Source organism: Flavobacterium sp. T12S277 (assembly GCF_048514875.1).
Taxonomy (GTDB): Bacteria; Bacteroidota; Bacteroidia; order Flavobacteriales; family Flavobacteriaceae; genus Flavobacterium.
Genome location: NZ_JBLYEG010000012.1, coordinates 152,918 through 173,923 on the forward strand (window position 1 = coordinate 152,918; position 21,006 = coordinate 173,923).

Annotated in this window: 20 protein-coding genes and 5 tRNA genes; 5 read left to right on the top strand and 20 right to left on the bottom strand. The window is 37.1% G+C overall.

The window, feature by feature from the left end:
- Positions 1-2: 2 nt before the first annotated feature.
- Positions 3-914, bottom strand: coding sequence for a TIGR01777 family oxidoreductase (locus ACN1CN_RS17140; RefSeq protein ID WP_419136503.1), 912 nt, complete (start codon positions 912-914; stop codon positions 3-5).
- 98 nt (positions 915-1,012) lie between these two features.
- Here ACN1CN_RS17140 and ACN1CN_RS17145 point away from each other — a divergent pair, with 98 nt between their 5' ends.
- Entirely contained in the window at positions 1,013-1,675 is a 663-nt protein-coding gene (locus ACN1CN_RS17145; protein WP_264525109.1) for a TetR family transcriptional regulator C-terminal domain-containing protein, read from the top strand.
- Positions 1,672-2,976, top strand: a complete 1,305-nt coding sequence (locus ACN1CN_RS17150) for an ABC1 kinase family protein (RefSeq protein ID WP_419136504.1) — start codon at positions 1,672-1,674, stop codon at positions 2,974-2,976. Before ACN1CN_RS17145 ends, ACN1CN_RS17150 begins: the two co-directional genes overlap by 4 nt.
- A 69-nt stretch (positions 2,977-3,045) precedes the next feature.
- Here ACN1CN_RS17150 and ACN1CN_RS17155 read toward each other — a convergent pair whose 3' ends face one another.
- From ACN1CN_RS17155 to ACN1CN_RS17190, 8 genes are all read right to left on the bottom strand, one after another.
- Positions 3,046-4,341 carry a cryptochrome/photolyase family protein gene (locus tag ACN1CN_RS17155; protein ID WP_419136505.1) on the bottom strand — a complete coding sequence of 432 codons (1,296 nt, stop codon included), beginning with the start codon at positions 4,339-4,341 and terminating at the stop codon, positions 3,046-3,048.
- A gap of 92 nt (positions 4,342-4,433) precedes the next feature.
- A complete protein-coding gene (locus ACN1CN_RS17160) occupies positions 4,434-4,898 on the bottom strand; it encodes an SRPBCC family protein (protein WP_264525106.1) in 465 nt (154 codons plus the stop codon).
- 659 nt (positions 4,899-5,557) lie between these two features.
- Positions 5,558-5,998 (bottom strand): carotene hydroxylase, encoded by a 441-nt coding sequence (locus ACN1CN_RS17165; RefSeq protein ID WP_419136506.1) that lies wholly within the window; start codon positions 5,996-5,998, stop codon positions 5,558-5,560.
- Between the two features lie 33 nt (positions 5,999-6,031).
- Entirely contained in the window at positions 6,032-6,871 is an 840-nt protein-coding gene (locus tag ACN1CN_RS17170; RefSeq protein ID WP_419136507.1) for a phytoene/squalene synthase family protein, read from the bottom strand.
- A gap of 3 nt (positions 6,872-6,874) precedes the next feature.
- Positions 6,875-8,341 (bottom strand): phytoene desaturase family protein, encoded by a 1,467-nt coding sequence (locus ACN1CN_RS17175; RefSeq protein ID WP_419136508.1) that lies wholly within the window; start codon positions 8,339-8,341, stop codon positions 6,875-6,877.
- 36 nt (positions 8,342-8,377) lie between these two features.
- On the bottom strand, positions 8,378-9,277 hold the full coding sequence (locus ACN1CN_RS17180; RefSeq protein ID WP_173967592.1) for a MerR family transcriptional regulator: 900 nt from the start codon (positions 9,275-9,277) through the stop codon (positions 8,378-8,380).
- 71 nt (positions 9,278-9,348) lie between these two features.
- On the bottom strand, positions 9,349-10,311 hold the full coding sequence (locus tag ACN1CN_RS17185; RefSeq protein ID WP_419136509.1) for an ion channel: 963 nt from the start codon (positions 10,309-10,311) through the stop codon (positions 9,349-9,351).
- 126 nt (positions 10,312-10,437) lie between these two features.
- Positions 10,438-10,938, bottom strand: coding sequence for a tetratricopeptide repeat protein (locus ACN1CN_RS17190; RefSeq protein ID WP_264525101.1), 501 nt, complete (start codon positions 10,936-10,938; stop codon positions 10,438-10,440).
- Positions 10,939-11,225: 287 nt separating this feature from the next.
- Between ACN1CN_RS17190 and ACN1CN_RS17195 the strand changes: the two genes are divergently transcribed.
- A complete protein-coding gene (locus tag ACN1CN_RS17195) occupies positions 11,226-12,548 on the top strand; it encodes a serine hydrolase domain-containing protein (protein WP_419136510.1) in 1,323 nt (440 codons plus the stop codon).
- 78 nt (positions 12,549-12,626) lie between these two features.
- Here the strand turns inward: ACN1CN_RS17195 and ACN1CN_RS17200 are convergent, their stop codons facing one another.
- From ACN1CN_RS17200 to ACN1CN_RS17230, 7 genes are all read right to left on the bottom strand, one after another.
- Positions 12,627-13,571 carry a DUF4421 family protein gene (locus ACN1CN_RS17200; protein WP_419136511.1) on the bottom strand — a complete coding sequence of 315 codons (945 nt, stop codon included), beginning with the start codon at positions 13,569-13,571 and terminating at the stop codon, positions 12,627-12,629.
- Between the two features lie 112 nt (positions 13,572-13,683).
- Positions 13,684-13,756 (bottom strand) — tRNA-Lys (locus ACN1CN_RS17205).
- A 41-nt stretch (positions 13,757-13,797) separates the two neighbouring features.
- A tRNA-Lys gene (locus tag ACN1CN_RS17210) sits at positions 13,798-13,870 on the bottom strand.
- A 411-nt stretch (positions 13,871-14,281) separates the two neighbouring features.
- Entirely contained in the window at positions 14,282-15,109 is an 828-nt protein-coding gene (locus ACN1CN_RS17215) for a phosphatase PAP2 family protein (RefSeq protein ID WP_419136512.1), read from the bottom strand.
- A gap of 287 nt (positions 15,110-15,396) precedes the next feature.
- Positions 15,397-15,479, bottom strand: a tRNA-Leu gene (locus ACN1CN_RS17220).
- Positions 15,480-15,520: 41 nt separating this feature from the next.
- Positions 15,521-15,593, bottom strand: a tRNA-Lys gene (locus ACN1CN_RS17225).
- Between the two features lie 38 nt (positions 15,594-15,631).
- Positions 15,632-15,704 (bottom strand) — tRNA-Lys (locus tag ACN1CN_RS17230).
- A gap of 127 nt (positions 15,705-15,831) precedes the next feature.
- On the opposite strand from ACN1CN_RS17230, the gene ACN1CN_RS17235 reads away from it, so the two are divergent.
- Entirely contained in the window at positions 15,832-16,350 is a 519-nt protein-coding gene (locus tag ACN1CN_RS17235; RefSeq protein WP_291287447.1) for a shikimate kinase, read from the top strand.
- Here ACN1CN_RS17235 and ACN1CN_RS17240 read toward each other — a convergent pair.
- Positions 16,342-16,842 (bottom strand): phosphoribosyltransferase family protein, encoded by a 501-nt coding sequence (locus ACN1CN_RS17240; RefSeq protein WP_291287448.1) that lies wholly within the window; start codon positions 16,840-16,842, stop codon positions 16,342-16,344. The genes ACN1CN_RS17235 and ACN1CN_RS17240 overlap by 9 nt on opposite strands.
- Before the next feature lie 165 nt (positions 16,843-17,007).
- Positions 17,008-17,397 (bottom strand): RNA-binding S4 domain-containing protein, encoded by a 390-nt coding sequence (locus tag ACN1CN_RS17245; protein WP_419136513.1) that lies wholly within the window; start codon positions 17,395-17,397, stop codon positions 17,008-17,010.
- Between the two features lie 79 nt (positions 17,398-17,476).
- Between ACN1CN_RS17245 and ACN1CN_RS17250 the strand changes: the two genes are divergently transcribed.
- The gene (locus ACN1CN_RS17250) at positions 17,477-18,667 is read left to right on the top strand and encodes an FKBP-type peptidyl-prolyl cis-trans isomerase (RefSeq protein WP_419136514.1); all 1,191 of its coding nucleotides are present in this window, start codon (positions 17,477-17,479) and stop codon (positions 18,665-18,667) included.
- Between the two features lie 335 nt (positions 18,668-19,002).
- Here the strand turns inward: ACN1CN_RS17250 and ACN1CN_RS17255 are convergent, their stop codons facing one another.
- A complete protein-coding gene (locus ACN1CN_RS17255; RefSeq protein WP_017498449.1) occupies positions 19,003-19,956 on the bottom strand; it encodes a transketolase family protein in 954 nt (317 codons plus the stop codon).
- A 72-nt stretch (positions 19,957-20,028) separates the two neighbouring features.
- On the bottom strand, positions 20,029-20,877 hold the full coding sequence (locus tag ACN1CN_RS17260) for a transketolase (RefSeq protein ID WP_419136515.1): 849 nt from the start codon (positions 20,875-20,877) through the stop codon (positions 20,029-20,031).
- Between the last annotated feature and the right edge of the window lie 129 nt (positions 20,878-21,006).

Genomic DNA, 21,006 nt, shown 5'->3' on the forward strand with positions numbered 1-21,006 from the left:
GCCTAATTCAGGCAGTTAACCAGCGCGCTTTCCAAATCGGTAAATTGAAATTCAAAACCCGTCTTTTGTATTTTTTCAGATGAAACCCGTTGTCCTTTCAGGATGGCTTCGCTCATTTCGCCTAAAATAATTTTAAGAATAAAGGCAGGTACTTTTGGAAGCCAGATTTTATAACCGTACAACTTGGCAAGTGATTTTGAAAAACTAAGGTTCGTAGTATTGTCTGTGATACAGGCATTATACGGACCTTTTATATTTTCGTCTGTAAGTGCTTTTAAATAAATCTGACACAAATCGTCAATATGAATCCAGGGAAGGTATTGCTTTCCTGTGCCCAGCACTACACCAAAACCGGCTTTGAAATTGGGTCCCAGTTTTTTTAGAAAGCCTTCATTTCTTCCCAAAACAATTCCGGTTCGGATTTTAGCAGTCCGAATGCCCAAAGCGCTAATTTTAGCTGCTGCTTGTTCCCATTCCACACAGGTTACACCTAAAAAATCATTTGCGGGAGCGGTATCCTCTGTGCACACGGTAGGACTGGTAACGGCACCGTAAATTCCAACTGCCGAAGCCGAGATAAAAGCATCCAGCACTTTATTGTTTTTTTTTAAGATCGAAAAAATCAAATCGATGGGCTGCACACGACTCTCTAAAATGACTTTTTTACGTCTTTTTGTCCATCTTTTTTCCACGATTCCTTCACCTGCTAAATGAATGATATAATCAGCCTGAAGAATCGCTTCTTCGTTGATATAATCACTTTTTAAATTCCATTTGTAATAGGTGATTAGTGAGGTGTTTTCCCGGGCAGTACGACTCAAAATCGATACCGTAAACCCGTTGTCAATGAGTAGATCGGTTAGTTGTTTTCCAACAAATCCAGTGCCTCCGGTTAGTAAAACATTCTTTGCCATGATAGTTTATAATATATTTAACAGTGCATTTTGTTTAAGGCAAAGTAAAGGTACTTAAACATTCCTTACCTTTAAGGCAAATTCTAAATTTTAATGAAATGGCGACTAAAAATAAGACTATCACAAGAGAAGATATCGTTTCAAAATATATGGAGGAAGTTTTAGAAAAGGGGCAAAAACCAAAATCGGTATATCATTTTGCGAAAGAAAATGAGTTTACGGAAGCTGAGTTTTATGCTTTTTTCGGAACATTGGAAGGTTTAGAAAAAGAAATATTCAGATTGTTTTTTGCGAACACAGTTGATTTGCTGCATAAAAATGCGGACTATCACGAATATGACATGAAAAACAAAATGTTAAGCTTCTACTTTACTTTTTTTGAGATTTTAACGGCTAACAGAAGTTATGTGCTGCAAGCTCTTAAAATAGACAGGAATCCGCTTAAAAATTTAGTACAGTTGACTTCACTTCGCGAAGCATTTAAAGAATATGTGTCGGAAATACTTACCGATGACTACAGATTGGAACAGGAAAAATTTCAGAAATTTCAGGAAAAAGCGCTTCAGGAATCCGCCTGGCTGCAATTGATGATGACTATAAAATTCTGGATCGAGGATTCGTCTGCGGCCTTTGAAAAAACAGATATTTTTATCGAGAAATCAGTTAATGCATCTTTCGAACTGATGAATGTTGCCCCAATGAATCATCTGATAGATTTTGGAAAATTTCTGTTTAAAGAGAAAATATACAGCAAACAATGAAAACGATCGATTATATCCCTACCTCAAAAATAGAACGAGCCAGTAAATTGGTGCAAACCGGTGCAAAGATTGGAGTAAACTATATCAAGCATTATGCGGAGAAAATGGTAAACTCTGATTTGACCCGTGATAAATTGAATGAAAATAATGCAGAAGATATTTACGACGGACTCAAAAGTCTGAAAGGAAGTGCGCTTAAAGTGGCTCAAATGCTGAGCATGGACAAGAACTTTTTGCCTCAGGCCTATGTAGAGAAATTTTCGTTATCGCAATTCTCTGTTCCGCCATTATCAGCCCCTTTGGTTTTAAAAACATTTAAAACCAATTTTGGGAAAACACCCTATGAGATTTTTGACGAGTTTAATGCTAATTCTGTCAATGCGGCCAGTATTGGTCAGGTGCATCTGGCAGTGAAAAACGGTAAAAAACTCGCCGTTAAGATTCAATACCCGGGTGTTGCTAATAGCATTTCCTCCGATTTGGCTTTGGTAAAACCGATCGCCATCAGAATGTTTAATTTGCAGGGAAAAGATTCCGATAAATACTTTAAAGAAGTAGAAGATAAACTAATTGAAGAAACCAATTACTTGCTGGAACTCCAACAAAGTAAAGAAGTGGTAGAAGCCTGCAGTAAAATCGAAAACATACTATTTCCGGATTATTATCCTGAGTTCTCTTCGGAGAAAATCATCACGATGGATTGGATGAGCGGCATACATCTTTCAGAGTTCACCGCTAAAAATACAGATCGGGAAGTGGGTGACAAAATAGGTCAGGCCCTGTGGGATTTTTATATGTATCAAATTCATGTTTTGCGAAAAGTGCATGCCGATCCGCATCCCGGAAATTTCCTGGTGGATGAAAACAACCAGCTAATTGCGCTTGATTTTGGCTGTATGAAGCAAATTCCGGATGACTTTTATGTGCCGTACTTTGAACTAATCAATAAAAATGTAATCACTGACGAAAAGCTTTTCAATCAAAAATTATTCGAACTGGAAATTCTTCGTCCCGATGATTCAGCTTCAGAGATCGAATATTTTACAGAAATGTTTCATGACCTGTTGTCCCTTTTTACCAAACCTTTTCAGGACGAGACTTTCGATTTTGCCGATGAGACTTTCTTTGAAAATATTGCCAAATTAGGGGAGCGATTCACCAACGATACCAATCTTAAAAAAATGAATGGGAATCGAGGATCCAAACATTTTATTTACATGAATAGAACCTTCTTTGGTTTGTACAATCTGATGTTTGATTTGAAAGCGAAGATTGTAGTAGAGAATTATGTGAAGTATTAAAAAAAGTTTCAGGTTTCAAGTTTCAAGTTTTTTGTAACGTGAAACTTGAAACCTGAAACAAAAAAAGAGCTATCTCAAAATTCCCTTTTTATAAGTGGCAATCGCCCGATCCCGAGCAAAAGCATGATCCACCATTGGTTCGTTATACCCTAAATCGAATTCCGGAATCCATTTGCGGATGTAGATTCCTTTTTCGTCAAACTTTTTTTGTTGAATCTCGGGATTGAAAACCCTGAAATAAGGTGCGGCATCACAGCCTGTTCCTGCTGCCCATTGCCAGTTGCCGACATTGGAAGCCAGTTCAAAATCCAATAATTTTTCGGCAAAATAAGCTTCACCCCATTGCCAGTTAATGAGTAAATGTTTGCATAAAAAACTGGCGACCACCATACGCACCCTATTGTGCATATAACCCGTTTCGTTCAGCTGACGCATTCCGGCATCGACCATTGGATAACCCGTAGTTCCGGAACACCAGCGTTTAAAATCGGCTTCGTTATTGCGCCACTGAATACCATCGTAAGCCGACTTGAAGTTCTGGTTCACAACATTCGGGAAACTGAATAAAATTTGGATAAAAAATTCTCTCCAAATCAACTCGCTCAAAAAGGTTTGGTTTTTTCGATTGGCCCAGTTGACTAGTTTGCGTGTACTAACCGTTCCAAAACGCAAATGCGGTGAAAGGTAGGAAGTACTGTCTAAAGCAGGAAAATCGCGTGTTTCTTTGTAATTGGAAATCTGACTTAAATCGGGAGGGAGTACTTTTATAGTGCTTTTTTCAAAGCCAATTTCAGCTAATTCCGGAAAGACAAACTCATTTTTGCTGAAATTCCCATACCAGGGTTTGGTGTCAAATTCAGGAGCCTGCCCCAGGAGATGGTATTTTTCGAGCCATTTGTTTTTGTATGGCGTATAAATGGTATAGGGAAGCCCGTCAGCTTTTGTGATTTCTTTCTCTTCAAAAATCACGTGGTCTTTGAAGGAATGAGATGCGACATTATTTTGCGCTAATAATTGCTGAATGGCAGTATCACGTTGGATGGCAAAAGGCTCGTAGTCTTTATTGAAGAAAACATGCTGAATGTCAAATTCGCCTATAAGGGCTTTCCAGACATTGATCGTAGTTCCTTTTTTAATTAAAACAGAAGAATCAATTGCTTTTAGTTGTTCGTTTATTTTTTGAAGCGAATCAAAAATGAAATGAACGCGTGCATCCTTTTTCGGAAGGTTTTCCAGAATTTCATCGTCAAAAATAAACAACGGAATTACCGGAAATCCCGATTGCAGGGCATGAAACAAGCCCGTATTGTCTTCTAAACGCAAATCGCGTCGGAACCAGAAAAAAGAAATTTTTTGTTTTGTCATTGTAGTATTTTCTGCTTGATTTTTTTTTCACAACTTTGACCGGGAAGGGAGTTTTAAAACCTTTCTACTGTGCTAAAAGTTGTATGGAGGCTTTAGACTTTTGAATTAAAGAGTTCTTCGATTTTGTTGTAGCGATAATCAAAAATAGTTTTGAGTTTGTTTTTTACGACAAGTCTGTTCATGATCCTGCCCAGATATCCCAATGGTAATGCATAGTGGACAACATCGATCATTTTTGTTCCCGTTTCTGAAGGTTCAAAAAAATGTTTGTGGTGCCAGAGGGCGTAAGGACCAAAACGCTGTTCGTCTACAAAATAATGATTCTCTTTTGAAACCGTGATGATCGTGACCCAGTTAATTTTAATACCCAAAAGAGGTTTCAAAGTATAGGTAATGATTTGCCCGGGATACATGCGCTTGTTGTCAAAATCCTGAATTTCGAAACTCATGTTGTCGAGTGTTATCGTCTGAAGATTTTTTGGACTTGAAAAAAAAGCCCAACATTCTTCGATAGTAGCGTTTACATGCTGTACGGTTTCTATTTTGTATACTTTCATAACATCAGTTTAAATTTTAACGCGTTGGATGTAATTTATTTTAATACCTGCTGACCTGGGTGTTGTATTTCTAAAATTGATGTGTTATTTTTTTTTGTTAATGACAACCAACGGGTTAGATTAATCTCGAAAACAATATGTGCCGAGCCTACGGCTCTTTTTATTGCGATGTCTTTTTTACGACGGATTAAAATCCGTCGCTACAATATGGTTCGAGCCGATGGCTCTTTTATTGCGATGTCTATTTTTACGACGGATTAAAATCCGTCCTACAATATGATTCGAGCCGATGGCTCTTTTATTATGATGTCTATTTTCTATGATGGATTAAAATCCGTCGTTACAATATGGTTCGAACCGATGGTTCTTTTTATTATGATGTCTTTTTTATGACGGATTAAAATCCGTTGCTACAATATAATCCGGGCCCATGGCTCTTTTACGACGCTAGAGTTCCGAAGGAACAATAAATTTTGTAACAACGGATTTTAATCCGTTGCAAACAAAGCGTCATGAGAATGAGTTCCAGCGGAACGACACATTTCGCAACAGCTTTAAATCACGACAACGATCTTCGTTTCTTTTTGAAATTTAATCAACCTTGTATATTTCATTCTAACACCTTGCAACCTGGGTGTTGTATTCCTAAAATCGATGTGTTAAACTTTATAATATTTAAAAGGGACAAACAGCATCCCGAAACATTCTCCGTCTTCTTTACCTAAGTGTTTGTGGTGTATTTTATGTGCTTTTCGCAAGCCAATTAAATATTTGTTTTTGGTGTTTTTAAACCATTTAAAACGCTGGTGGATGAGAACATCGTGAATTAAAAAATAACAGGCACCATATAGCGTTACCCCACAGGCAATAAAAAATAAATAGTTGAATCCGCCCTGAACGCCAAAATAAAACAAGACGATACTCGGAATAGCAAAAATGACAAAAAAGATATCGTTGCGTTCAAAGGTGTTTTCATATTTGGGTTGGTGGTGATCCGCATGAAAATACCACATCAGTCCATGCATGATGTACTTGTGGGTGAGCCAGGTCACACATTCCATGAATAAAAAAACACCTAAAAAGATTAAAAAAGAAATCATTTTGTTTAATTGCTATAGCGTTGGAAATTGATTTTAAACTAATTTTAATTTATACGTTACAAAAGATTGTGCTAAAAGCCCGGCTTTCGTATAATTAGAAACTCTGATTCGCGAATTTCCAATCTCATAATAGGGTGTATTTTTAAGCTTTTGAAGCAGTTTCCTGTAATAAATGTAAGCAGTATAAACGCCAAATTTGGCTTCAATAGGCAGTTTTACAATACCCTGATAGGCAATTCTGAAATCTTCCTCAATTTCGGCGATGATGGTGTTTTTTGCTTCTTCGTCAAAGGAATTTAAATTTACACCCGGGAAATAATTTCGGTTTAAAACCAAATTGTCTTCTTTCAGATCTCTCAGAAAATTAACTTTCTGAAAGGCTGATCCCAGTCGGGTTGCCTCATTTTTGAGTTGTTCGTATTTTTGTTCGTTTCCTTTTACAAAAACCTTCAGACACATTAAACCTACCACATCTGCCGAGCCATAAATGTATTCTTCATACTCGGTTTGCGTTGGATAACTGGATTTGATAAGATCGAGTTTCATGCTTTTTAAAAATGCCTGAATCAGGTCATCAGTAATGTTATACTGTTTTACGGTATGCTGAAAAGAGTTGAGAATAGGATTAAGACTAATTCCCTTTTCCATCGCTTTATAATATTCTTTTTCGAAATCCCCAATAAGATCTTCTTTCTCAAAATCATGAAAAGAATCGACAATTTCGTCAGCAAAACGTACAAATCCGTAAATGCTGTAAATCGCATCACGAATACCCGGCGCCAACATTTTGACCGCCAGCGAAAACGAGGTACTGTAGCTTTGCGTAACCAGCTTGCTGCATTTGAAAGAAACAGTGTCAAATAGTGATTTCATCGGTTAAGATCTAAAAGATTTTTGAATTAATTCAGCTGCTAGTTTTCCTGAAATTAAAGCAGGCGGAACACCTGGACCGGGCACTGTTAATTGTCCCGTGAAATATAAATTACGAACTTTTTTACTTTTTAGTTTTGGCCTCAAAAAAGCAGTTTGTAATAATGTATTGGCCATTCCGTATGCATTTCCTTTATAGGCATTGTAATCGTCAACAAAATCATTCTTGCAAAATGATCTCTTAAATATAATGTTATTTTTTATTTGTTGATGGGTCACTTGTTCAAATCTCGTGATTATTTTTTCAAAATACTTTTCACGAAGTGCCTCGTTATCTTGTATTCCGGGTGCTAACGGAATGAGAAAAAAACCGCTTTCCATCCCTTGTGGTGCAGCAGACAGATCTGTTTTAGAAGGGAAGTTAGCATAAAATAATGGTTCGTCGGGCCATTTCGGATTGTCGTAAATGTCAGCGGCATGCTGGTTAAAATCAACATCAAAAAACAAAGAGTGATGGGTGACGTTGGCTATTTTTTTATCAAATCCCACAAAAAACAAAAGAGATGAGGGAGCAAAAGTACGGCTCTCCCAATATTTTTCAGAATAAGCACGATGCTCAGTATCTAGTAAAGTCTCGGTATGGTGATAGTCGGCGCCGCTTAAAATAACATCTGCTTCTATCGTTTTCCCATCAATTAAAAGCGCTGTTGCTGTTTTGTTTGTAACGACAATCTTTTCAATCGCGGAGTTGGTTTTAATGGTTACTCCTAATTCCAGGGCCAGTTTTTCGATTCCGCGTACCACATCGTACATTCCGGTTTTGGGATGCCAGGTCCCCAAACCAAAATCGGCATAATTCATAAAATTGTAAAAGGACGGTGTTTTGGCAGGTTTTGCTCCTAAGAATAAAACGGGAAATTCAAGAATTTGTATTAGTTTTTGATTTGTGAATTGTTTTCGGATGTCGGCACTTACCGTGCTGAAAAACTGATTCAGTTTTAAAGTAGTCTCGGGTGTAATTAATTCGAGTGCCGAAACTCCGGGACTATAGACCAACTCTTTAATGGCAATGTCATAATTACTTTGGGCCTTACGGATGAAGTTTTCGAGTTTTTTACCGCTGCCGGTTTCAATTTCTTCGAAGGTGTTTTTTATTTCTTCTAAATTATCAGCAATCGTAATGAAATCATTTAAACCAAAATACACCCTGTAAGCCGGATTGAGTTTGATGAGTTCGTAATAATCAGAAGGGGTTTTATCGAAGTCCCGAAAGAAACGTTCGAAAACATCCGGCATCCAATACCAGCTTGGCCCCATGTCGAATGTAAAGCCTTCTTTTTTATATTGTCTGGCTCTGCCGCCAATAGTCTCGTTTTTTTCATAAACCGTGACTGTATTGCCTTGCTGTGCAAGGTAACACGAAGCGGCTAAAGAAGAGAAGCCTGATCCTATTATTGCTATTGTTTTCTTCATTTGTTTAACAAATATACAAAAACTTTAAACAAAATATTACAGCATACTGATTGTTTCTTCCATTGAATCGAAAACGCGTATTCTTTCCGATAAAACCTTCTGATCGATATGCTCGACCATATTACCCATAAGCCAGATTTCGTTGTTTTTTTGAAGTAATTTTTGCCCCATCGATTTTACATATTGATTGATTACGTTGCGATCGGGCTGAATAGTCATGAAAGATACAAACGTAATGTTTTCAAAATGCTTGGTTAAATCCTGCAGGTTTTCGATAGGCATACTTTCACCCAAATAGATGGTTTTGTATCCATTTAATAGAATCTCGTATTGCAGATAGAGCAATCCTATTTTATGAATTTCATTCAGAGGGAGCGAGAGTACAAAAATCCTGTTGGTTTTAGTTGGTTTTAAAATTTGAAGGCTCTCAGTATAAATTAAGATTTTCTGCTTGATGAGGTGACTCATGAAATGCTCATTGGCCGGAGTGATGGTTTCGGATTGCCATAATAATCCCAATTCTTTTAGCAAAGGAAGAAAGTGATCTTTGAAAACTTCCCGAAAGGATTTTTCCGAAATAAGCCAGTCAAAAGTATTGAAGAAGATTTCCTGATCAAAATTCATCATTGCCATCTTAAATGAAGTGATGGCGTAATTCTGTGAGTTTTTCTTTGAGATGATTTCGCGAACCAGCTGTGGGATTTTTTCTTCGGGATAGGTCGCTATTTTAGATATTTTATAACCGTATTCGTGTAATAATGTTATGTTTAAGAGTTTTTGCAGATTTTGCAAATTGTAAAGCCTGATATTGGTGTCAGTGCGCATGGGCTCTAAGATATTGTATCTTTTTTCCCAGATACGAATGGTATGCGCTTTTATGCCGGATAAGTTTTCAAGATCTTTTATGCTGAAAACAGTTTTAATGTTGTTTATCATTATTGGCTATTTAGTAAACAAAAATAGAATAAAATCTCAAATTACCTTTATAACTTGAGTAAAATCATAGATTATGAGAGGCTTACCGATTGGTAATCGTTTAATTTGTCTAAATGAAGGATCGTTTTAGAGCCATCTTTACTTCTGTTGTACATCGTTTCAAATTTGGCTCCGTAAATCACTTCATCAAAAGTATAAGATGTTCGTGCCGCAACGGTATTGCTGTACATATCGTCAAAAGTGGTAATGAAAACTAATATCTCACCGTGTACTTTTTTAAAATCATCCTGAGTAAAATTGTACAAAGGACTGTTTTCTGTAATGGGATGCACCAGCGTCCAGCTTAAAGAAAGAGCATTTATTCGTTCCAGTTCCAGATCTAAGCTGTAGAATTTATTGGTTTTTACACCATTTTCTTTCATACTTAATCCCAGTGTCATTTTGGCTGTTGCATCTGTAAAATTGGTGTTTTTAAAAGGAACAAGACGTACCATCAGACCTCTTTTATCCCGGTAAGGCGAAATTAAGGCGTGGTCGGCAAATTTTAAAAAAGCGGTCGGCTTGCTAAATCTTCCAAAGAACAAACCTGTGGCTATGGCGAAACTTAATAATCCAATCAGAGCTTCGGCAGCTGAAAGGGCGCTTGTCAAAAAACCGGTGGGGCTAATGTGTCCATAACCCACAGTAGTAAAAGTCTGCGCACTAAAAAAGTAAGCCTGTCCAAACTGCGTCAGTACACTTTCCGATTGTTTAATCCCGTCAAGATGCTGAATTCCGATGGCATAATAGGCAATTGCAAAAATAAAGTTGATGCCAATGTAAAAAGAAAACAAAATAAGCATGAATTTCCAGTTTGGCATGTCAATCATGGTGTGGTACCAGCTAATGCGGCGCAGCAGGTGCATTCCTCTTTTTTCGACATTAGGAGTTCCGTTTTTATTCACAAAACGATTTCCGTAGCTGTTTGCATTTGGTCCGAAACCGGAATTGATATCGGCTTGAGCTTTTTGGTTTATTTTTTTGAGGAGCGCCATTGCTTTTTGGTTTAGGTAACAAAAGTAAAAATATCTTTCAGACCAGAAAATGGGCTGTAAAGAAAAAGCAACCTGTAAAATAGATTCTACAGATTGCTTTGGTGTTTGTTGTTTTAAGAGGATACTCTATTTGCAAAAAGTTGCTTTGTTTTTGATAGCACTCTGGCTGCCTAATTCAATTGCTTTTGTGAAGTCTTTGCAGGCATTTTTTTGGTCGCCCATTTTGTTGTAAGCCAAAGCTCTCAGGTTGTAAGCGATATAATCTTTTGGGTTCAAACCTAAGGACGAAGTGCAGTCTGCAACAGCCTCTTTGAAATTCATTAACTTGTAGTTCACGTTGGCTCTTCCGGTAAAAGCATCGGCATTCATGCTGTCAAGATCGATGGTTTTGCTAAAATCAGCAAGGGCACCCTTAAGGTCGTTGAGTTTTAGTTTTGCAACACCGCGATTTTGATAAGCCTCTACAAATTTTGAATTCATGCTGATGGCTTTTGTGTAATCGGAAATTGCTCCTTTAGTGTTGCCTGCTTCGGCTTTTTTTATGGCCTTGTCAAAATAGCCGGTTGCTGATTGTGCCCAGGTAGCACAAGTGATCATAAGAAATGATAGTAATAAAAATTTTTTCATAAACCAATTTGGGATTAGGTTAGTAGGTTAATAATTCGGAAACGAATGTAGTAAAGTTTTTGTTTTGTAGGAGAAGTTCTTTTATGAAATATTTATTATTTTTTTGCAAAATCAACAGGTTTTAAACCCTCACCAATGATGGTTATTTGTTGTGATTCATAAGCTGTTTGAAATTAAGTTCTTAACTTAGCGTAAATCGTTATGTTTTTCTATTGCGAATTGAAATGATGAACATAATGTTTCTTCTATTTGATTTTTTACGACTCCTTAAATTAAAGTATGATAATATGAAACAAGTCTTTTTTTTGTCTCCGTTAGTATTTAGTTTGATGGTTTTGTGGAGCAACGGCGCCGCTGCTCAGGAAAAAACAAAGTATCCGGATGCGGCACAGAGTGATCCGGTGAAGATGGGATGGATGAAAGGTTCTCCGCCACCGGACAATAAGATTCCGCGATTTGAAGATGGAAGCTTTTTTCAGTTTCCGGCTCTTCGATGGAGTGTGGCGCATATGCGTCAGTTTATGCCAACAGTAAATGTTTCGCGGGGATTGGGCGAAGCAATACCATTAGCAGAAAACAGCAATAAAGATATTGATAAAATTAAGTTTGTTCCTTTGGGCGAAACAAAAACGATGACTTGGGAAGAGTCTTTGCAAAAAGTCTATGCCGATGGTGTGATTGTGATGCATCACGGGAAAATTGTATACGAAAAGTACTTTGGAGCTTTAGCAATAGACGGTCAACATGCGGCTATGTCGGTTACAAAATCGTTTACCGGTACACTTGGCATTCTATTGGCAAAAGAAGGTTTGATTGACACTACAAAAACCGTTTCCTATTATATTCCCGAACTTAAAGAGTCTGCCTTTGGTGATGCTTCTGTGAGAGAGGTTATGGATATGACAACGGCGCTACAGTTTAGCGAAGACTATGCAGATCCTAACGCCGAAATATGGAAGTTTTCGGCAGCCGGAAATCCATTGCCAAAACCTAAGGGTTATACTGGGGCCAAAACCTATTATGAATATTTGCCAACCGTTAAGAAAAAAGGAGTTCACGGAGATAGTTTTGGATATAAAACCGTTAATTCGGATGTTTTGGGATGGATAATTGCCAGAGTTACCGGAAAAACGGTGGCTGAGGTTCTGTCTGAAAAAGTATGGAGAAAAATAGGAGCGGAGCAAGATGGATATTTCTCTGTAGATGCGATTGGAACGCCTTTTGCTGGAGGTGGTTTTAATCTTGGTTTGAGAGATATGGCGCGTTTTGGCCAGCTCATTTTAAACAATGGAAAAGTGGGTGAGCAGCAAATTATTCCTAAAGCGGCAATCGACGACATTAAAAAAGGGGGTAACAAACAAGCGTTTGCCAAGGCCGGATATTCTCTCTTAAAAGGATGGAGTTATAGAAATATGTGGTGGATTACGCATAATGCACATGGAGCGTTTTGCGCGCGTGGTGTACATGGACAAGTTATTTACATCGATCCGAAAGCCGATATGGTTATTGTGCGTTTTGCGTCTAACCTAGTTGCGGGTAACGCCGCAAACGATCCATATTCTTTACCGGCTTATGAGGCTGTAGCAGATTTTTTGATGAATAGCAAGTAGATGCCAAGCCTTTTTGGAAAAATAGCAGTTTCGGGCTGGAGTTCATTTTTTATCTTCAGGAGAAGAACACTGGTTGTTTTATTCTGATTTCTCCCTTCTGGAAAATGGATTGGTGTTTAATCTCCAGATGGCACCAATCTGGAAATTGCCCGAAGACAAACCAATGTTGCTTTTGTTGTCGTCTGAGAAAGAAGAGAATATGACATTGTTGATGTATGATAGACCAAGTGACCATTTTTCTTTGTTGTACCCAAAGGCTATTCTGGGGAAAAAGGTGGGATACACTTCTATTCTTTGTTTTCCAAAATCGTTTATTCTTTCGGTACCAACATTAACACCTATTGTTGCCGATCCGCTCGTATACCATTTTTTGCTGATTGCCCAGGTATAAGCATAACCTCCACTGACACCAAATTGGAAGTTGCGTAACGCATTTTTAGATTTGTATACAAAAGAACTGTCGGAGTTTATTTTCGAAAAATAAACGCCTCCTCCAAGCAGGAAACTTCCGGCTGATTTTAATTGTTTTTCGTTTTGCATAAAAGCAGCTTTGTACGAGAATTTTTTGTTATTAAAAACATACTGTCCAAAGGCGCCATATTGCTGGATTTTTAGATCGGGATATAATTGTACATTTTTGCCGGCATCGTCGGCGATATAGAAACCACGATATTTTTGAACGAAAAGATCAATGATGAACTTTCGTCCGTAATTATGAATCTGAAAATCGAGTGCTTTGGTTCTTCCTTTTTCCTTGTCTTTCATAAAGCTAAGACCCTGTCCGTAACTAAAATCGATTATGGTGTTTTTTATAGAGATGCCAAGACCCAGGTTCATCGGTGTATTGGGCATGAATTTTTTAATGTCTCCATTCGTTTCCTGTTGCAACGAAATGAATTTCATCGACAAATAAGTCCTTACGGAAGCTTTGTTTTCAAAAGGTTTGATGTAGGTGGTGTCGGTTTGCGCAATGCAAAAATACGGGAGAACAAAAGTAAGCAGTAGCGAAAAGTAGGATTTCATTAGATTGTCGAACGGAAAATGATTGAGCTTATTGTTTAGGCGGAAGTTTTATCGTTTCTCGACAATAAAGAAAACAAAAAAAAGGTCAGGTAAATGAATACCTGACCTTTTGTGACCCGACTGGGGCTCGAACCCAGGACCCCATCATTAAAAGTGATGTGCTCTACCAACTGAGCTATCGAGTCAATGCTATCAAGGAAAGTATTTTGTTAAATCACAATTTTTGTGACCCGACTGGGGCTCGAACCCAGGACCCCATCATTAAAAGTGATGTGCTCTACCAACTGAGCTATCGAGTCATATTCTTTCCTTGAACGCGGGTGCAAATATAAGAAGTTATTTTTGATATTTCATAGCTTCTCTTAACTTAAATTTAATAAAGAAGTAACATGTTGAAACGTAGGACGTAAGCTGGAAAAAAGTGGAAGTGTATTTGTGTGTATGGCTTTTTTTGTGATCTTGACGGTATAGAATTGGAACAGTTTTATGGGAAATTTGTAGATTTTAGATGGTATTTGGGTTCCCCGGCTTAGATTTCATTTGAATAGAGTGATTATCGTCAGTTCGTTTTCGAACAATTTAGCATATAATCAATAAGATGCCATTAGAGCTTTTATAGTCAATATTATTAAAAACATAGGTGTGAAATGATAAATGAAAGAACAGAAAGTCAGACACTCATTAGTATAACAAAATGTGCTATCCTTAAATTATTTTTTAATATAAAGGCTAATAAGTTTATATAGTGGAAAGACCAGACTGATGAGGGCTAAGTAAAAGATAATCAAATTAGTATTAATTATTCTGCAGACTAATAGAATGCTGCAAATCACAAATATAAGAATAAGAATGGGGTAGTATTTTTTATTATTAATCCAGGTCCAAATGTTATATTTTCTAGTGATAAAAATACCAAGAAGTCCTGAAATATATCCAATAATACTGCCTATTATCACATCTAATGGGTAATGAGCTCCTATTCCTACTCGTGTAAAAGCGAGAATAGATCCTAAGATGATGAATGTGAAATAATATAAAATTCTACATTTCAAATTTTTGGGTGCAAATGGAAACATTAAAATAGTGAGTGTCGCAAAAATTGTGATGGAGTGCCCGGATGGTAGACTATTGTGTGCGCAAATTGCTTTTCCTGCGATGAAAAAACTTGTATTGTCAAACACTGCTGCAGGTCTTGGAACGGCAAATAGATGTTTAAGCAGGCAGGAGAATATCAAAGTGACTATTAGGGTTGATAGTAGAGATTCCCATATTTTAGGAGTGTACACAATTAAAATGCTTATGAAAGAAGAAAAAACCAAACAGTCTCCAAACTGAGTCAGGTTGTATATTAGATTTGGATATTGTCTCAGATGATGATTGATAAAAAAGAAACTGTCTTTTTGAATCTGTATGTATTTGTTAACACACAAAGCGTCTTTGCTGTACAGAAATAAAATAAGTGTAATTAAGAAAAATAGGGGAGGGAGAAACAAGAAAGGTTTGACTTTTGAATAATTGTCATTACTATGGGGTTTCATTTGTTGATTGTTTGTTTTTAATCCATTAGATGTTTTGAATTTTGGTAAATTCTAAACAAAAGTAGAGTTAAACAAACGGCAGAAATTCGTATTGTAATATTCGCTATTGTTTGGTAAACAATTGGTTGTAAGTGTGTAGCGGTTGTTTTTGAGGATTAGATAAAAATGAAAAATAGATAATGTGAAATAATAGGTTTCACTTATGAAAATTGTCGGGCAGAAGTCGGGAAATACCGCAATAAAAAAAGCGCAAACCTTTGTATGTACAGGTTTGCGCTTTTTTATAGTGACCATGGAGGGATTTGAACCCTCACGCCCTTGCGAGCACCACCCCCTCAAGATGGCGAGTCTACCATTTCTCCACATGGCCGAAAATTAAAAAAGGTCAAGTAAATTAATACTCGACCTTTGTGACCCGACTGGGGCTCGAACCCAGGACCCCATCATTAAAAGTGATGTGCTCTACCGACTGAGCTATCGAGTCAATGCTATCAAGAAACTTAAATTGTGAGTCACAGTTTGTGACCCGACTGGGGCTCGAACCCAGGACCCCATCATTAAAAGTGATGTGCTCTACCAACTGAGCTATCGAGTCATTTTCGCTTCTTGAACGCGGGTGCAAATATAAGAAGTTTTTTTTATTATTTCCAAGCTTATTTATTATAAATTTGTCTTTTTTTAATCAAAATTTACAACCTCTTAGTTTATAAGGTATTATTAAAATGAAAAAAATCGTATTGTTAGGATATATGGGTTGCGGGAAGTCAACGATTGCCCAAAATATGTCAAAAATTACAAATATTCCGTTTCTGGATTTAGACAAATGTATCGAAAATAGAGTCAATTTATCCATAAATGAGATTTTCGAGCAGCATGGAGAGATTTATTTTAGAAAATTAGAACACGAAATGTTTGTAGAATTGCTCCAGTCTTCTGAAAATAGTATTATAGGTTTAGGTGGAGGGACACCTTGTTATGCCAATAACCATGAATTGCTAAAAGGTGAGGGTGTGGTTTCTATATATTTAAAAGCTTCGATAGAGACTTTGTACGGAAGGTTGATTCATAATAAAAGCAAACGCCCGTTAATTGCGGATATGAATGAAGAGGAAATGAAAGAGTTTATCGCGAAACATTTATTCGACAGAAGCTATTATTACAACCAGGCACAATATAAAGTTACGGTTGATGACAAGACTGTCGAAGAAACGGTTCAGGATATTTTAGCAATTTTAGCTTAAGAAGGCATAGTTGTCGCCGTTTTCATCAAAAACGACCTGCACATGCTCTAATAAAGAAGTAGACAGAGAGATTCCTTTAAAATCAGCTTTTACAGGATACTTTTTGTGGTTTCTGTCTACCAGCACTGCTGTTTTGAATTTCTTAAGCGGAACGTCTAAGAAATGACGAACAGCATATATTAAAGTAGTTCCCGAATTTAAGACATCATCAACCAGTACCAAACCTTTGTTTTCGTACTCTTCTTTGGTTAATGACGTAGAAATAGGCAACTGCGGATTTTGTTTGTCAACTTTAACTTCGCAAAGCGAAACTTTAAGTGTTGAAATACTGGCTAAGGCCGAAGCAAGTTTTTGAGCAAAAACAGAACCGTTTGAAGCGATTCCGGCAATTACAACTTCGTCTTCATCAACAAAAGTTTCATAGATCTGATAAGCGATACGTTTTATTTTGTGTTCGATTTCCTGATTGGTTAAGATGATGTTTTTGCTCATGATTTATTTTTTTTTGCTAATATAACTAATTTAAAATCCAATTTTCAAATCCCAAATTCCAAAGTTTAGAAAGGAATTTTAAAATTATAGTGTTGAGGTTTTAAATTTTTACATACGTAAGTTTTGGAATTTAAGATTTGGGATTTGGATTTTGGATTTTGAAAATTAAACTTCCTCTTCCTCGTCAAAAATCTCATTGTCGTATTCGTCAATATCACGACGGTCTTTTTTGGTAGGTCGTCCGGTACCGCTTTTGCGATAGTGTTCTTTGGATAGTTTTAGCAATTCCAGATGTGCATACGCTTCAGGAGGGGTTTCGTTTTTTCGATAAATGTCAACCAGTTTTGCGCCAACACGGTTTTCAGGAATGTCGAGCACGGTTATAATTTGTGTAATCTGATCTTTTCTAAAGGTGATTCTGTCAGTAGGAAAAACCTCTTTGGATGGCTTTGCAACTTGTCCATTTACAGTGATATGGTTTTTTTTGCAGGCTTCCGTAACCATGTTTCTGGTCTTGTAATATCGCACGCACCAGAGGTATTTGTCTATTCTCATAATTTTTCTAAAATCAAAGTTAAAATCTTTACAAAAATAAATCAATATTGTATCTTGCGCACCTAAAAAATTAACAATAATGAATAAATTTAAATATTATTTTATTTTATTGCTTGCGGGTATTTCGTTCGTTTCTTGTAGTAAAAAGGATGATGATGAGGTGGTGACGGTTCCGTTAAGAGATTATGCAACGCAATATAAAGCTGATAATGATTCTATTGTCAAATTTTTAAAGACCAATTATATGACGGTTGTCAATAGTCCTGGAGCTCCGGAAGATCAGGATGTGGTGATCAAAAAAATAGTTGCCGGTGACGGAAATGTTTCGATTTGGGACCAAAAGACCTATGCTTTAAAAACAAGACCGGTCTATAGTAATGACATCACTTATAATGTGTATTATTTGGTTTTAAGAGAAGGAACTGGAAGTGCGCCAACCAATACAGATCGAATTGTTTGTTCTTATACGGGGACTTTGTTGAGTAATAAGGTGTTTGATACTTCGAATAATTTCCAGAAAGATTTTAATTTGTTTCCATATGCACCTGAGAAGACAGTAATTGAAGGTTGGTCGGAGATTTTTCCAAAGTTTAAGACGGGTACTTCAAGCACAGATGGTAATGGAGTTATTACCTATAGTGGTTTTGGAGCAGGAGTTATGTTTTTGCCTTCAGGATTGGCTTATTACGAGAGAGTTAGTGACGCTATTCCGGCTTATACTCCTATCGTTTTTAGTGTTAAATTATACGATCTTCAAAGAATGGATAACGAGTCTAGTATTTCTCCGGCTACAGGCGACAGGACTATAGTAGGTGATGGTGTTCCTGATTATTTAGAGGATATTAATGGAGACGGCTATTTGTACGACTACAATATTAATAAAACAAAATACCCAAATCCACCGGCTGGATTAGTAGATGATACGGATGGTGATGGAATCTCTGATTTCCTTGATTTTGACGATGACGGAGACGGTTTTACAACCCGATTTGAGATTACAAAACCTGCAGGGGAAGTGGGTATCGTAAATGGTATTAATTATGGTGTAAGTAAATATTATCCTTGGGAGCCGCTTGTAGATAATCCGTTAACTCCTAATGTAGATGAAACGGAGCCAAGAGGTATTCCAAGAAGACCAACAGGAGCACTTGCAGATCCTAGTAAACCGGAATCGTATACCAATTCAAGAAAATACATAGAAGCGGATTATACAGATAAACCAAGATTAAAAATTCATTTGGATAAAACCTATCCTTATAAGCAGAATTAAATTTTAGTTTGCAGTAAATAAATGAAAACCTCGAAAGTGATTTCGAGGTTTTTTTGTGGTAACAGCTAGTGTTTTATGTGTTCAGGTTTGCAGATTAGCAGGGCTTAAAAATTTTGTTCCTTGCAGATTTGCTTTGCCAATTTGCTATCGCTCGGGTTGCAGTTTTTTTTATATGCGGAGAAAAAACTTGGCGTCTTGCGGGTATTCTACTTTGCCAAAGTTTCGGCTACTCTTTGCTCTGTGTTCTTTCTTCTTTCTTCGCAAGCCTGCGTACCAAAACAAAAAACCTCGAAAATTACTTTTCGAGGTTTTTTTATACGGTAAGAAAATTGAATTTATTTTCTTTTGATTACTCTTTCTACAGCTTCAACAATCGCTTGGTTGTTCAATTTGTATTTTTCCATTAGTTGTTCCGGAGTTCCAGATTCACCAAAACTATCGTTAACGGCTACAAATTCTTGCGGTGCAGGATTGTTTAAAGCTAATACTCTTGAAACGCTTTCTCCAAGACCTCCAAGAATGTTGTGCTCTTCTGCAGTTACCACACATTTTGTTTTGGCCAATGATTTTAGAATGGCTTCTTCGTCAAGTGGTTTAATAGTGTGGATGTTGATTACTTCAGCAGAGATTCCTTTTGCTTCAAGAGCTTCGGCAGCGATAAGAGCTTCCCAAACTAAGTGTCCTGTTGCAACAATGGTTACGTCAGTTCCTTCGTTTAATAAAATAGCTTTTCCAATTACGAAAGGCTCGTCAGCAGGTGTAAAGTTAGGCACAACCGGACGTCCAAAACGCAAGTAAGCAGGACCATGGTGGTCTGCCAATGCTAAAGTGGCTGCTTTAGTTTGGTTGTAATCGCAAGTATTGATTACAGTCATTCCCGGTAACATTTTCATTAATCCAATATCCTCAAGGATTTGGTGTGTTGCTCCGTCTTCACCTAGTGTTAAACCAGCGTGAGAAGCACAAATTTTTACATTTTTATCAGAGTAAGCAACTGATTGACGAATTTGATCGTAAACTCTTCCTGTAGAGAAGTTAGCGAATGTTCCTGTGAAAGGAATTTTTCCTCCAATTGTTAAACCTGCAGCAATACCAATCATATTTGCTTCAGCAATACCAATTTGGAAAAAACGCTCCGGGTGATTTTTTTTGAAATCATCAAATTTTAATGATCCAATTAAATCCGCACATAAGGCTACAACATTTTCGTTTTTTTGACCTAGTTCAGTCATTCCCGCTCCAAAACCCGAACGAGTATCTTTACTTCCTGTATTTGTATATTTTTTCATTTATTTTTTGCTATAGGCTGTAGGCTGTAGGCAATAGGCATAAAACTTATTGCTTAAGGCTTAAAGCATTTTTTAATAATCTGCTAAAGTTGAAGTGTTTTGAGCTAAAGCACTTGCCAACTGATCGTTGTTTGGTGCTTTACCATGCCATGCATGTGTGTGCATCATAAAATCAACTCCGTTACCCATTTCTGTATATAACAAAATACAAACTGGTTTTCCTTTTCCTGTTCTTGATTTAGCATCGTTTAAACCGGCAATAATAGCATCGATATTGTTTCCTTCTTTAATTTCAAGAACGTCCCAGTCAAAAGCTTCGAATTTAGCGCGAAGGCTTCCCATTGCTAAAACTTCGTCAGTTGTTCCGTCAATTTGCTTTCCGTTAAGATCGATAGTTGCAATAAGGTTGTCTACATTTTTAGCAGAAGCATACATGATAGCCTCCCAGTTTTGACCTTCTTGTAATTCACCATCTCCGTGTAAAGAATAAATCAAATGATTGTCGCCATTTAATTTTTTAGCCTGAGCCGCACCAAGAGCTACAGATAAACCTTGTCCTAATGAACCAGAAGCCATACGAATTCCAGGTAATCCTTCGTGAGTTGTTGGATGTCCTTGTAAACGGGAGTTTAGTAATCTAAAAGTGGCAAGTTCTGAAATAGGGAAATAACCGCTACGTGCTAGTACGCTATAAAAAACAGGAGAAATATGTCCGTTTGAAAGGAAGAAAATGTCCTCTCCAATTCCGTCCATATCAAAACCTTCTTTACGCTCCATAATGTTTTGGTACAGTGTTACCAAAAATTCAGTACAACCTAATGAACCACCTGGGTGACCTGAGTTGACAGCATGTACCATTCGAAGAATGTCTCTTCTTACTTGGATAGTTAAATCGCTTAATTGTTGTGTGTTAGGCTTCATTTTATGTGTAAAAGTTAAACTGGTGCAAAAGTAATTTTTATTTTGCGGGGAGACAAATGATTTTCTGGTTTAGTTTGTACTAAATGACGAAATTATTGCTCTTTTTGGTATCAGCATGGAGAAAAACAG